Origin of the sequence: Streptomyces sp. NBC_01428 (assembly GCF_036231965.1) — a bacterium.
Classification (GTDB): Bacteria; Actinomycetota; Actinomycetes; order Streptomycetales; family Streptomycetaceae; genus Streptomyces.
In genome coordinates, this window is the sequence record NZ_CP109499.1 from 8,314,100 (window position 1) to 8,326,376 (window position 12,277).

At 69.8% G+C, this 12,277-nt stretch carries 17 protein-coding genes; 11 read left to right on the forward strand and 6 right to left on the reverse strand.

The window, feature by feature from the left end:
* Positions 1 to 132: 132 nt before the first annotated feature.
* Positions 133 to 1,014 (reverse strand): RNA polymerase sigma factor SigF, encoded by an 882-nt coding sequence (locus OG406_RS36245; RefSeq protein ID WP_164370168.1) that lies wholly within the window; start codon positions 1,012 to 1,014, stop codon positions 133 to 135.
* Between the two features lie 425 nt (positions 1,015 to 1,439).
* On the opposite strand from OG406_RS36245, the gene OG406_RS36250 reads away from it, so the two are divergent.
* A complete protein-coding gene (locus OG406_RS36250) occupies positions 1,440 to 2,375 on the forward strand; it encodes a sensor histidine kinase (protein ID WP_329189921.1) in 936 nt (311 codons plus the stop codon).
* Positions 2,376 to 2,506: 131 nt separating this feature from the next.
* Here the strand turns inward: OG406_RS36250 and OG406_RS36255 are convergent, their stop codons facing one another.
* Complete coding sequence (locus OG406_RS36255) at positions 2,507 to 3,064, reverse strand: Dps family protein (protein WP_081222626.1); 558 nt, start codon at positions 3,062 to 3,064, stop codon at positions 2,507 to 2,509.
* 307 nt (positions 3,065 to 3,371) lie between these two features.
* Here OG406_RS36255 and OG406_RS36260 point away from each other — a divergent pair, with 307 nt between their 5' ends.
* Entirely contained in the window at positions 3,372 to 3,731 is a 360-nt protein-coding gene (locus OG406_RS36260) for a DUF5133 domain-containing protein (protein WP_323179440.1), read from the forward strand.
* 106 nt (positions 3,732 to 3,837) lie between these two features.
* On the opposite strand, the gene OG406_RS36265 is transcribed toward OG406_RS36260, so the two are convergent.
* Positions 3,838 to 4,239 carry an STAS domain-containing protein gene (locus tag OG406_RS36265; RefSeq protein WP_329189925.1) on the reverse strand — a complete coding sequence of 134 codons (402 nt, stop codon included), beginning with the start codon at positions 4,237 to 4,239 and terminating at the stop codon, positions 3,838 to 3,840.
* Between the two features lie 121 nt (positions 4,240 to 4,360).
* Positions 4,361 to 4,507 carry a hypothetical protein gene (locus tag OG406_RS36270; protein ID WP_266610552.1) on the reverse strand — a complete coding sequence of 49 codons (147 nt, stop codon included), beginning with the start codon at positions 4,505 to 4,507 and terminating at the stop codon, positions 4,361 to 4,363.
* Between the two features lie 255 nt (positions 4,508 to 4,762).
* Here OG406_RS36270 and OG406_RS36275 point away from each other — a divergent pair, with 255 nt between their 5' ends.
* Positions 4,763 to 5,122, forward strand: coding sequence for a hypothetical protein (locus OG406_RS36275; protein ID WP_203659036.1), 360 nt, complete (start codon positions 4,763 to 4,765; stop codon positions 5,120 to 5,122).
* 84 nt (positions 5,123 to 5,206) lie between these two features.
* On the opposite strand, the gene OG406_RS36280 is transcribed toward OG406_RS36275, so the two are convergent.
* A complete protein-coding gene (locus OG406_RS36280; RefSeq protein ID WP_164370165.1) occupies positions 5,207 to 5,791 on the reverse strand; it encodes a DUF4383 domain-containing protein in 585 nt (194 codons plus the stop codon).
* A 127-nt stretch (positions 5,792 to 5,918) separates the two neighbouring features.
* Positions 5,919 to 6,380, reverse strand: coding sequence for an SRPBCC family protein (locus OG406_RS36285; RefSeq protein WP_164370164.1), 462 nt, complete (start codon positions 6,378 to 6,380; stop codon positions 5,919 to 5,921).
* A 169-nt stretch (positions 6,381 to 6,549) separates the two neighbouring features.
* Here OG406_RS36285 and OG406_RS36290 point away from each other — a divergent pair, with 169 nt between their 5' ends.
* The 8 genes from OG406_RS36290 to OG406_RS36325 all read left to right on the forward strand — a co-directional run bounded on the left by OG406_RS36290 (position 6,550) and on the right by OG406_RS36325 (position 12,062).
* Entirely contained in the window at positions 6,550 to 6,726 is a 177-nt protein-coding gene (locus tag OG406_RS36290) for a hypothetical protein (RefSeq protein ID WP_203659033.1), read from the forward strand.
* A 179-nt stretch (positions 6,727 to 6,905) separates the two neighbouring features.
* Positions 6,906 to 8,573, forward strand: coding sequence for a SpoIIE family protein phosphatase (locus tag OG406_RS36295; protein ID WP_329189929.1), 1,668 nt, complete (start codon positions 6,906 to 6,908; stop codon positions 8,571 to 8,573).
* A 227-nt stretch (positions 8,574 to 8,800) separates the two neighbouring features.
* Positions 8,801 to 9,022 (forward strand): hypothetical protein, encoded by a 222-nt coding sequence (locus tag OG406_RS36300; RefSeq protein WP_329189932.1) that lies wholly within the window; start codon positions 8,801 to 8,803, stop codon positions 9,020 to 9,022.
* Positions 9,019 to 9,402 carry an STAS domain-containing protein gene (locus OG406_RS36305; RefSeq protein ID WP_329189933.1) on the forward strand — a complete coding sequence of 128 codons (384 nt, stop codon included), beginning with the start codon at positions 9,019 to 9,021 and terminating at the stop codon, positions 9,400 to 9,402. The genes OG406_RS36300 and OG406_RS36305 overlap by 4 nt, the downstream gene beginning before the upstream one ends.
* A gap of 209 nt (positions 9,403 to 9,611) precedes the next feature.
* On the forward strand, positions 9,612 to 9,977 hold the full coding sequence (locus OG406_RS36310) for a PRC-barrel domain-containing protein (RefSeq protein ID WP_266610538.1): 366 nt from the start codon (positions 9,612 to 9,614) through the stop codon (positions 9,975 to 9,977).
* 156 nt (positions 9,978 to 10,133) lie between these two features.
* Positions 10,134 to 10,505, forward strand: coding sequence for an STAS domain-containing protein (locus OG406_RS36315; RefSeq protein ID WP_329189935.1), 372 nt, complete (start codon positions 10,134 to 10,136; stop codon positions 10,503 to 10,505).
* The gene (locus OG406_RS36320; protein WP_329189936.1) at positions 10,502 to 11,041 is read left to right on the forward strand and encodes an ATP-binding protein; all 540 of its coding nucleotides are present in this window, start codon (positions 10,502 to 10,504) and stop codon (positions 11,039 to 11,041) included. The genes OG406_RS36315 and OG406_RS36320 overlap by 4 nt, the downstream gene beginning before the upstream one ends.
* 361 nt (positions 11,042 to 11,402) lie before the next feature.
* Positions 11,403 to 12,062, forward strand: coding sequence for a fasciclin domain-containing protein (locus OG406_RS36325; RefSeq protein ID WP_081222615.1), 660 nt, complete (start codon positions 11,403 to 11,405; stop codon positions 12,060 to 12,062).
* Positions 12,063 to 12,277: the final 215 nt, after the last annotated feature.

Sequence of the window (12,277 nt, forward strand, 5' to 3'; positions counted from 1 at the left end):
AAGGGGACACACAGGACCCTCTCCGTCCGGAGAGGCGGACCCGCACACGGCGAGGTCCCGCCGCCCCACACCGGACCGGAGTCCTGGCGGGGAACGACGGGACCGTCGAACCGGGTGTGAAGAGGGGGAGGGTCAGGCGATCGAGGGGTCCAGCAGGCCCGTGCGGAGCCGCTTGATGATGCGGGTGATCAGCCGGGAGACGTGCATCTGCGAGATGCCGAGCTCCTCACCGATCTGGGCCTGGGTGCGCTCCTCGACGAAACGCATGTGGATGATGCGGCGCTGGCGGTCGTCCAGCTCGGCGATGAGCGGGGCCAGCGAGTTGAAGTCCTCGACCAGCTCCAGCGACGGGTCGTCCTCACCGAGGAAGTCCGCGAGCACGGCCTCGCCGTCGGCGCCGCCGTCGGCGGTCAGCGCGGCGTCGAGCGAGGAGGAGTTGTAGCCGTTCGACGCCTTGCGGGCCTCGATGACCTCTTCCTCGGACAGGGACATCAGCTCGGAGAGCTCGCGCGTGGTGGGGGTGCGGCCGAGGCGGGTGCGCAGCTCCTCCGTCGCCTTGGCGAGCTCGACGCGGGCCTCCTGAAGACGGCGCGGCACGTGCACGGCCCAGCTGGTGTCACGGAAGAAGCGCTTGATCTCACCGACGATGTAGGGCACGGCGAAGGAGGTGAACTCGACCTCGCGGGTCAGCTCGAACCGGTCGATGGCCTTGATGAGCCCGATCGTGCCGACCTGGACGATGTCCTCCATCTCGCCCTGGCTGCGACTACGGAAGCGCGCCGCCGCGTACCGGACGAGGGAGAGGTTCATCTCGATGAGGGTGTTGCGCGCGTACTGGTATTCGTGGGTGCCCTCTTCGAGCACCGTGAGGCGGTCGAAGAACTGACGGGACAGTTCACGCGCGTCCTTCGGGCTGACCTTCAGCGGCTCGGCGATCTGCGGGAGCGTGCTCTCCACCGTCGTCGCTGCCAGCTGCGCCGTGTGCGTTGCCTTCGCTGCCGTCACGGCTGTCATGCCGCCCACCCCAAATCGTTCGAAGGAATTGATGCCAGGGCCCGTCTGCCCTGCATCACACCACTCATGCCCCCCGACTCGAAACTTTCTTCAGATCCGTGTCCGGGGCATCCCGACCGGCCCCGGGGCGGGACATCTTCGGGCCGGTGGAACCGTTCGGATGCACTCCGGCGTATCACTGCTCGAACGGAGGCCCGGAAGGTTCCGGCGGGCAAAGCGGGGCAAGTGAGGATCAGGCGCGGCCGAGACGGCCCGGGCCACGCGGCGCTACCCGGGTCGGCCGGGACGGTCACGCAGAACGGTCGGCGAGGTGAGTCGGTGGAGAACGAGTGGCAACGGGACGGCGGACGGACGGGATCCGCCGCGGCGCGCCGAAGGACCGGACCGGCCCGGCGCGCAACCGACGGGGGCCCGGAGGCCGGGTCGTGACGCCGACGGCGCCGTGCGACGAATCCTTCGTCCACCCGGCACTCCTCTATCGCGGTGACCGTGAATACGTGGAGGCGACGACGCGCTTCGTCGCGGAGGGCGTAGCGGCCGCGGAACCGGTGGCGGTGGCCGTGCCGACCCGCCGGCTGGACCTGATCCGACGTGCGCTCGGACCGGTGGGCGACGACGTCCGCTGGATCGACATGACCCGGGACGGCCGGAACCCCGGCCGCATCATCCCCTCCGTGCTGCGGCGGTTCACCGACACCCACCGGGGGCGGCGGGTCCGGATCATCGGCGAACCCGTGTGGCACGGGCGTACGGCCGCGGAGTACCCGGCCTGCCTCCAGCACGAGGCTCTGATCAACCGCGCGTTCGACGGACATGACGTAACGATTCTCTGCCCGTACGACGCGCGGGCCCTCTCCGCCGAGGTGATCGCCGACGCGCACGCCACCCACCCCGTCGTCATCAGCGACGGACAGGAGCGTGTCAGCCCCGCCTTCGATCCGGACGCGGTGCTGGAGCGCTGCAACGAGACGCTGCGCCATCCGCCGGGAGCGGCCACCGTCCGGTTCGACGCGGCAGGCCTGCCGGCCGTCCGTGATGTCGCGACGAGCGCGGCCCGGGAACTCGGTATGACATCGGCCCGCCTCCAGGACCTGAATCTCGTCGTCGCGGAACTCACGACCAACAGCGTCGTGCACGGCGGCGGTTCGGGCACCCTGCGGATCTGGGCCGAGAGCGAGCAGATCGTGTGCGAGGTCCAGGACGGGGGACGGCTGAACGATCCGCTGGCCGGCCGCCGCCCCCTGCGTCCCGAGCAGATCGGCGGACGCGGCCTGTTCCTCGTGCACGTCGTCTCGGACCTCGTCCGTGTCCACACGGGGGCCTCCGGCACGACCGTACGAAGCTGCATCGCGCGCGGCTGAGCGGTCGCACGAAAGTAGGTCGCACGGGAGGAGGTCGCACGAGAGAACGTCGCAGGAGAGAAAGAAGGGCCCGGACCGTTCTCGGTCCGGGCCCTTCTCGGGTCGCGGCGCGCCGCCGCTCGCTCCCGCCGTTACCGGGCGGCCGATCGCGCGGCGTCCTGCTCCGTGTGGGCGTCGCGCTGGGACAGGGACCCGCCGGAGCTCTCCAGGTGCGCGCGGACGAACCACTGGAACTGTTCGAGCGAACGCAGCTGTTCGATGAGCAGGTCCTCGGTGACCGGGTCGATCTTGCCGACCTCGGAGACGGCCGCACGGTGGTCCTCGACGATGCCCGTGTAGACGAGGTCGAGGGCACCGAGATGGGCGATGGCGTCGGCGCGGCCCACGCTGTAGTCGTCCCAGGTCCGTTCGGCGACGAGGGCGCCCGGCGTACCGTGCGGCACGCCGCCCAGCGCCGAGATCCGCTCGGCGGCGTCGTCGGCCATCTCACGGACGCGGTCCACCTGGGGATCGAGCATTTCGTGAACGGCGATGAAATGCGGACCCACCACATTCCAGTGAATGTGCTTCAGGGTCAGCGAAAGGTCGTTGAGAGCGTGCAGGCGCCTGCCCAGCACGTCGATGATCCGGCCGCCGTCGTGCGTGCTGATGCCGGGGACGGTGTACTTCGGTGTCGTGGACGTCGCCATGTTCCATTCCTTCCGCACAGGTTTCTCGCGGGTTCTTCGCGTGGTTCTCGGGGGCGCAGGGGTCCGCCGGCCTGGCGGTTCCGGTGCGACTGCCTGCGGACCGGTGGCCACGAGGGCCACGGGACGTGCCCGGACTGTCGAGTGCCCGAGTTCCTCCAGGTCACACCTGCGCCCTACACGTATCCCTTGTGACGGGATACGGCCACGGAGAAAGCGTTGGGCCAAAGAGGTTGTGAGGGGCCCCTGTTGTGAATGAATCGGCCCTCACCGGGCACACGGTCGGAAAATAGAGAGAGGAGCCCTCGCTGTGCTCGTGCCCGACCCGAAGGTTGTCCGGAGACTGCTGACGCGTTACGCGGCTCTGAAGATCGCCTATGCCGAGAAGGAGACGCTGGAGACGGCGCGTCGGCTGGAGGACGTCACGTACACCCTCTGCGTGATGACGGGGAAGACCGGTGTCCATGACGCCGTCGTCGCGGCCGACGCCATGCTCGCGGCCGGAGGCAACCGGCGGGAGACCGACAAGAGCGCGCTGGTGGCGAGCGGTGGTCCGACCGCCGTCGCGACGAACGGCAGGACGACGGTCCCCGCGCCGATGGCACGGACGCACACGGAGGCAGGAGCGTTGACCGGCCAGGGGACGGCCGTGCCCGGTCCGCGCGGCTGAGAAGCGGCGACAACGAAAACGACGACGCGGTGGGGCGGACCCGAAAGGGTCCGCCCCACCGCGTCGTCGTCGGGTCGAACAGTTCGGCCGAAGGGGACCGGCCGGATCAGGGCGCCGGCGTTCCCGTCCGCTCTTCCTCCTCCTGCAACGAGTCCACCAGCGTCAGCGCCTCGTCTAGGGTCTCCGACACCGACACCGTAAGGCTGACTCCGGTGAGGTCGAGAACCCGCCGTACCGCGGGCGTCGGCGCGATGACGTGCACGCTGCCCGACACGTTGCGCGCCTCCTGGTAACTCCGCAGCAGGACGTTCATGCCGGAGGAGTCCATGAACGGGACCGCGGACAGGTCGATCAGGAACCGGCGGCGTCCGTGATGGAACTGGTTCGCCAGGTGATGCTGCAGCTCCGTGGCCGTGTCGATGTCCAGCGAACCCTCGACGGTCAACAGCACGGCGTCTTCACGGGGCAGCGTCACATCGATGGACAGCGGTTCCAGCTCTGCGGACACGGTTACCTCCTACGTAAGAACATGGGTATAGGAGGCCTGGCTACCCCGGATGCTCGATTCGACGCACCTCGAACCCCGATCGTCGCAAAGACCGGGGTTCGGCGCGGCCGTGCCGCCGGTGTCAGTGACGGCCGCGCAGCTTGCCGAAGAGCCGCTGTGCCTGGGCCCGACGCCGGGGATCCGCCGCGGCACGCCGAATCTCCTCGGCCGTACGTCGTCCCTGGGGACTCCTGGCGAACTCCTTGAGACGCTGCACCATTCCTGGCATGGCATTCCTTCCGGTGCGGGGGTCGGGCTTCTGCAGGCCCGCTTACCCCGTCGTCGCCGGGTCAGGCCGGGCGATGTCCGCGCGGCCCTGTCCTTCGAACGGCTGAACTACCTTGTCGGGTCCCGCTCGTTCTCCTCCTGTGAGCATCGTCGAGGCGGAGATGAGGAATCGATGAGCCGACACCGCAAGGGCCGTAGGCACCGCAAGGTGAACATGACGCCGCGTCCGGTCGGACCGAGGAGATCACCGCGCGCAGTGCAGGAGCAGGCCGCCCCCCGCAACGCCGGGGCGGCACGGGCCAGTGCTCCGATCCCCGGGCAGGACAGCACCGGCGAGAGGGCCGGCGTCGTGTCGCGGAGGGTCAGCGAGAGCGGCCTGAGCCGGCACGCCGTGCGGACCTGGGAGCGGCTGGCCGAAGCCGGTACGGGCGGAGCCGAGGTGGGTGAACTGAGCGCGACCGTGGGCTTCCAGCGTTCCACCGTGCTCGGCCACCTGAAGGGCCTGGCCGAACTCGGACTGGCCGAGGGCGACGAGAGCGTGTGGCGGGCGACCGGTCCGGTGGAAGGCACGGTGACGCGTGACGGCGTACGGGCCTCCGCCGGGGCCGCTTCCTAGAGCGGGCGCCTGAGAGGGGCGCTCCCCCGGATTTCCGTCCGGGGGAGCGCCCCTTCGTGTCGTGTTGCTCGGCCGCCGAGCGGTTCAGCCCGTGCCGTGCCGACCGGGTGCGCCGGTCCGTCCGTCGAGGGCCGGCCGCGAGCCGCCCGCGGGAAGGGAGCCGGCCCCGGCGGGCTGCCTGCGCCGGGCCAGGGACTCCCGCGCGGCCTCGCGCGGATGGCGCCGCTGCCAGTACGGGTTGTCGTGCGGCAGCTTGCTCGACACGCGCCCGTACATGCCGAACGTCAGGATCACCAGCCCCATCACGAAGCTGAAGATGACGTTGGTCATGCCGAAACCGAGGACGTTGGCGGGCCGGTCGAGGATGAAGATGTGCACGAATCCGCTGAGCAGGAACAGCGTTCCGACCACCATGTTGAGGCCGGAGGCGACGTTCCCGCCGATGAAGCCGCCGGCGATCAGCGCGACGCCGACCAGGACGGAGATCAGGCTGAGCGCGCCGTTGCTGGAGAGGCCCGCGACGGTGTTCCCGTCCGTGGTGAACGGGCTGAGTTCGTCGGCGAAGCCGAGGCTGCCGAACACGAGCAGCACCACACCGCAGAAGGCCGCACCCCAGCGGTACACGGCACCGAGCTGGTGATCGACCGGCAGTTCGTCCTGGAGCTTCATGTGACGTCCCTTCGCGTACCGGGAGAGGGCATGCGCGCGATGCCCGTAACCTGAGCTTTGCCCCTTTATTCCGATGGAGGCGGCCGGTCGGTTGCACCGGCGGTACGGGAAAACGGCGAACGGGTGATCAACGGGCCGGCCGCCCCTCGGCGCCGAGGTGACCGTCCACGGCCTCCGGCATCCGCCGGACCACCTCGTCCCCCAGCCGCTCGAACTCCTTGCGGAGGAACGGGGACGCCAGCCGGGCCACTCCACGGAACTCGATACGGGCCCGGTAGGTGAGGCGGGTCCCGCCGTCCTCCTCGCCGAAGGTCATGTCGTCCGTCGAGGTGGCCGTCCGGTTCCGCCCGACGAAGGTCAGCCGCCGGTCCTCGAAACGGACCAGCCGGTAGAGGAGTTCGGTGCGCCGCCCGCGGAACTCCGAGACGTTCTGCCACTCCGATCCCTTGGCGACGGCGGCACCCGCCCGGGCCGGACGGCAGCTCACCGTTCCCGGGTCCCACTCCTCCGTGTGCGCGAAATCCGCCAGGTACGCCACCACGTCGGGCAGGGGGTGCTGCAGCGTGAGTGTGCGCTCGACCTCGATCATCGGAACTCCCTTGCGCGGTCGTCGGAGGGCATGTTGTACGGAATGCGGCGGGTCCTCCTGTCTTCCGGGCGGGGCGGCCCGGCGGATGCAGCGGAATCGGCACCCGACAGAGTGTCGAGTCGCATCCGCTGGGCATCCGGTCTCCACCACTTCGACACAGGGAGACCTCATGCTCGGCATCGTTGCCGCCGTACTGTTTTTCATTTCGTTCCTCATCAACGCGGCGGACATATCGACGAACGACGTGTTCACCTCGACGAACGTCATGCTCATCGGTCTCGCTCTGCTGGCCCTGCACGTCGCCGGCGTGGGCAGCGGCTGGGCCACGCGCAGCCGCCGCCGGTGACGCCCCTCGGGCGGGGTTCCGTCGACGCCGACGCGACGGAACCCCGGCCCGGGTGTCCCCTGTTCGTGTGACATCGCCCGAGCGGCTTGCCGTGCACGGAGCGGCCGCGAGATGGTTGTCGGACGGAAACAATCTGTCGTCCGGAAAGGTGGTGGGCCCGCAGACGCGAGCCCTTGCTTGTGGACACTTCCCAGCAGCCTCCTGCCAACCCGCGGAGCGTCGGCCTCGGCGCCACGTGGGGCTCCGCCCCCTACCCCGTGGTGGTCGCGGACCCATCCGGCACAGTGATCGACCTGAACGTCGCGGCGGCCGCCCTCTTCCCGGGTGCCGTCACCGGAGCGCCGCTGCGGGACGTCGTCCCCGAATGGCTGGCCGACGCGCAGACCCGGCTGCGGACCGACATCCCCGGCCCCCGGCGCACCGGTCCCGCTCCCGCCGCGAGCGGTGGTGTCGGCGACCGTACGTTCGAGGCGCACCCCACCTGCACCGAGGACGGCGACGTCATGTGGTGGCTGGTCGACGACACCGACCGGCGCCTCGCCGAGGACGCCCTCAGGAGCGAGCGCGAACGCACCGCCTTCCTGGCCGGCGCCTCCAGCGCCCTCCTCTCCTCGCTGAACGTCGAGCGGTGCATGGAGGTCACGGCCCGCCTGGCCGCCGAACACCTCGCCGACGCCGCCGTGATCGTCGCCCCCTCGCGCGGACGCAAGGTGCCCCTCACCTTCTGCGGGCCGGACGGCGCCGTGGAGCACCGCACGGTGCAGGAGGACCTCGGCCAACTGCCCGGTCTCAGTGACGCCCTGCGCGGATTCCCGCCCGTGCCCTCCCGCTGGATCGACCCGGCCGGAGTCCCCGGATGGATCGTCCCCGACAGTTTCACCGAACCGGTCGGCTCCGCCGTCGTGACACCGCTGCCCGGCCACGGGGCGCCGGCGGGCGCGCTGATCCTGCTCCGCTCCAGCCACCACGCCGCGTTCACGGAGAGCGAGGAGATCTTCGCCCGACTCTTCGCCGCACGCGCGGGCGCCGCCATGTCGGCGGCCCGTATGTACGCCGAGCAGGCGGCCATCACCACGACCCTCATGCGCGAACTGCTGCCGCCCCAACTGCACGGCGTGCACGGTGTGCAGTTCGCCGGGACGTACCGTCCGGCGGGCCAGACCGAGCGTGTCGGCGGCGACTTCTACGACGTGCACCCCGGTACCGACGAAGGGCAGGAGTCCCTCGTCGTCCTCGGCGACGTGTGCGGCAAGGGCCTGGAAGCCGCCGTACTGACGGGCAAGATCCGCAACACCGTGCAGGCGCTCCTGCCGCTGGCCGCGGACCATCAGCGGCTGCTCGGCCTGCTCAACGGCGCGTTGATGAACTCCCACCACACCCGCTTCGCCACCCTCGCCATCGCCTCCGTCGTCCGCCGCGGCGGTACGGTCCACCTGCGCGTCACCAGCGCGGGCCACCCGCCGCCGCTGATCGTGCGTGCCGACGGCCTGGTCGAGCAGGCGAGGACCCGGGGGACACTGGTTGGCGCGTTCTGGGAGATCAGCTCCACCACGGCCCACGTCGAACTGGCGCCCGGCGAGACCTGCCTGTTCTTCACGGACGGCATCACCGAGGCGAGGGGAGGACCGTTGGGAGACGAACTCTTCGGCGTCCAGCGCCTGGAGAACGTGCTCACCCAGTGCGCGGGCATGCCGGCCGAGGCCGTGGTCGAACACGTCCAGCTGTTCGCCGCGCAGTGGGTCGGCCGCGGGCTCCACGACGACATGGCGGCCGTCGCGGTCACCGCCCCCCACCACGCGCACCTGAGTGCGGTGAACGGCCACACCAGGGGCAGGTACACCGCGTGACCGCTGCGTCCCGACCCGATGGCGGCACACCAGACGGTGGACGGCCTGCCGCACCTGGCCGACCAGGAGTACATGGTGGTCGTCCGGTCGGCGCACCAGCTCGTCAAGACGACCCTCACGGAGCTGGAGATCCGCTTCCCGCCGATGCGCCGCTACACCGAGGAGCACCACCGGCGTACCGCCGAGGACCTTCGCACATCGTCGATTTCCTGGGGACGTCCCTCTCCATGGCCGACGATGACCTGTTCGCCGGGTTCATCGTGTGGACCGGCGCGAGCCTCGCCGCGCGCCGTGTGCCCGCCCGGAGCCTCGACCCCGCGCTCGACCTGCTGGCCCTCCAGCTCAAGGATTTCCCGCGCGCCTGCCGCACGCCGGCCCGCGCCCGGGAGGCGCTCCGTACCCGAAGAGCGCCGGCCCTCACGATCCCCGGCCCCGGAAAGCCCGCATGACGACTTCGTATCCACGCTCCTTCACTCTCACCGTCGAGGCCGAGACCACCGATCTGGTGGTCCACGTCCGCGGAGACCTCGACCATGAGACCTGCGACGAGCTGATGAGCACCGTCGACCAGAACCTCACCGTCCGGAACACCCCCGAGGGGCGCGTCCTCGACCTGCGCCTCGTTTTCGCCGGGCTCCACGGGATCGACTCGATGGGACTGTCGGCGCTGTTGATGATCCGGCGTCGTACCGACGCCGCCCACGTGCGCCTCCACCTGGACGAGCGCCCTCCGCATCTGGAACGGCTGCTCGAGATCACCGGGACCCTCGACTACCTCACGGCACCCTGCGACGTGCGGAACGGCGAGCAACACCCCGGAACGGGCTGAAGACCGCGGCGCCGCCGGCCCTCGGGGGCATGCGACGCCAAGAGCCGCGATTCGCAAAGAAATTCCACCGAATGCAGACCGGATAGCAGGGTATTTGCAGTTCAGAGGGCGGCACGGAGGCGGATGCCCGCCTTCTGGGCTGCTCCCTGCCGCGTACGCCCCTGAGTGCGTGGACGGCAGGGCGGACCGGCGAGCTGAAGGAGGACGACATGACCGTCGACAGAATCTGGTCGTACGCACCGGAGTTCAACCACCCCGAGGTGCATGAACTTGCGGGCTACAGCGTCGAGGCCACCGACGGGACCGTAGGGCATGTGGACCGGCAGGTGGACGACGCCGGGATGCGGCACCTTGTCGTCGACACCGGGGTGTGGGTGTTCGGGAAGAGCGTGCTGGTTCCCGTGGGCGTGGTCGCCGGCATCGACACCGAGTCGCAGAAGATCACCGTGGCGTGCAGCCGCGAGGAGATCAAGTCGGCGCCGATTTTCAAGACCGACCGGGAGACGCTCGACCCGACCTACCTCTCCAGCGTCGGTAGCTACTACCGGAGTCTGCCGCCGAGGCAGCCCGCGTGAGTCGCCGTCAGACGACGGCCGAGGGTGCGAGGGCCGGGGTCCGCGGCCCCGCATCCATGAGCGGCCCCCGTGCCGAAAGGCACGGGGGACCGGCGCGGACCGTGACGTCCGGCCCGAGGGGCGCCCTTGCAAGAGCAGACGAGAAAGAGTGTTCAGATGCCCGACGGGTTGGAGGCCACCGTGACGCACGGGGCGGCCCAAGACGCCTTCGTCGTGCGCGTGGGTGGCGACATCGACTACGAGACCGCGTGCCAACTCGAGGAGGCGCTCGATCTCGCGGAGCGTGTCGGCTCGGCCCGCACGGTGGTCGACCTCTCCGGGACGGCCTTCGCGGACTCGTCGATCCTGCACGTGCTCCTCGAAGCACAGCGCGCCCACCGGGCCTCGGGCACACTCATGGTGGTCTGCGGGCCGTTCAGTGACATCGTTCGGAGGCTGTTCGACGTGACAGGGACCGAGGGCTTCTTCGTCCTCGCCGGCAGTGTCCAGGAAGCGCTGGAGCTCCCGGACACGGCGAGCGAGCGATGACCCCGGCCAACCGCCCTCCCGCGGCCGACGGGAGCGTGGGAGCAGGTGGTCCGGGGGAGTCCGGGTTCCCGGACAGCGGCACGACGCATCCGGACGAGGCCTCACAACGCGTCTCCCTCGCCGAGCCGACCGCTCGTCCGCCCGCGGCCGAACCCGCCGTCACCAGCGCCGCGACCGCGCGCCGTCATGTTCAGACGGTCCTGCACGAACACCGGGGAGGCCCGGCGGGCGGCGTGAAACAGGAAGCGGTCATCGACCTGTTGCTCGTCGTCTCGGAACTGGTTACGAACGCGATCCGGCACGGTGACGGGCTCGCCGGGTTCGAGGCGGCCCTGAGCGACGGCGGTGTGCGGCTGGAGGTGCGTGACCGCAGCGACGTCGTCCCCATCCACGCCTACGGCACCGGGGAGATCCCGCAGCACCGCCAGGCGAACGGGTACGGATGGCCTCTGATCATCCGGCTCTCCCGCGACATCACCATCGAACCCTGCCCGGGCGGCGGGAAGTCGATCCGGGTGTTCGTCCCCCTCGGCTGAACCGATTCCGTCCCCTGTCCTGGAGCCGCGGCCATCGTGCCGCGGCTTCGATGCGTTGGGGCCCGGCCGCCCAAGTGAGGTGTGTGGGCGCCTTGTCCGAAGCTGCTCGCGTTCCGGATTGGTCCCGTAATGAATTTCCCTCGAATCGGTGATTGAGCGAACTCCGACCAATCCAAGGCCGCCCCGGCGCCGGATTCCCCGTGTGAGCCGAGAAACGAGGAGTTCGACAACCGCCCCCGGGCGCGCGGCAGGTGCCTCTCCGAGGACCGCCCTTTCGTTCTCCACCGTATTTCCGCTCGAAAACCACGGCATTTGCAGGCCGACGCCGCGAATGCTGCTTTCGTTCCGACAGGAGAACCTCATGAGCATGCGTATCCGTCACGTCGCGGTGGCCTTCGCCACTGCCGCTGTACTGCCGATCGCCCTGACGGCCTGTTCCAGCGACAGCAAGGACAGCGACGCGTCGAGTTCGGCGAAGGCCTCGGCCTCCGCGCCGGCCTCGGACGACGCCTCCACCGGTTCGTCGGGCATGGCGGGCAGCTCGGACCAGCCGTTCGGCCCGGGGTGCGCCTCGGTCCCGAAGAACGGCGCGGGATCCTTCGACGGCATGGCCAAGGACCCGGTGGCGACCGCCGCTTCGAACAACCCGGCGCTGTCGACGCTGGTGACGGCCGTGAAGAAGGCCGGTCTGGTGGACACGCTGAACAACGCGGAGAACATCACCGTGTTCGCACCCACGAACGACGCGTTCGCGAAGATTCCGAAGGCGACCCTCGACAAGGTTCTGGCCGACAAGGCCCAGCTGACGAAGATTCTGACCTACCACGTCGTGGGCCAGAAGCTGGCGCCGAAGGATCTGGAGAAGGGTTCCTTCGACACGCTGGAGAAGAGCAAGCTGACGACCAGCGGTTCGGGGGAGTCGTACACCGTGAACGATTCCGCCAAGGTGGTGTGCGGCAATGTGAAGACCGCCAATGCCAACGTGTACATCATCGACACGGTCCTGATGCCCAAGAGCTGACGCGGCGCATCGCCGGCCCCGCGGGAGACGGCCGCGGGGCCGCCAGGGGTTTCCTGTGGCGGGCAGGAAAGGGGAGTGACCGGGACACGCGTCCGTCCCGGTCACTCCCTGTCCCCGTGTCTCGACGTCGCGATGTCTCCAATTTGCGATGTCCCCATGCGCCATGTCCCGGCATTCCGGGGGCTCTTGCACCTGCCCGGGTGGGACAGGCCGGC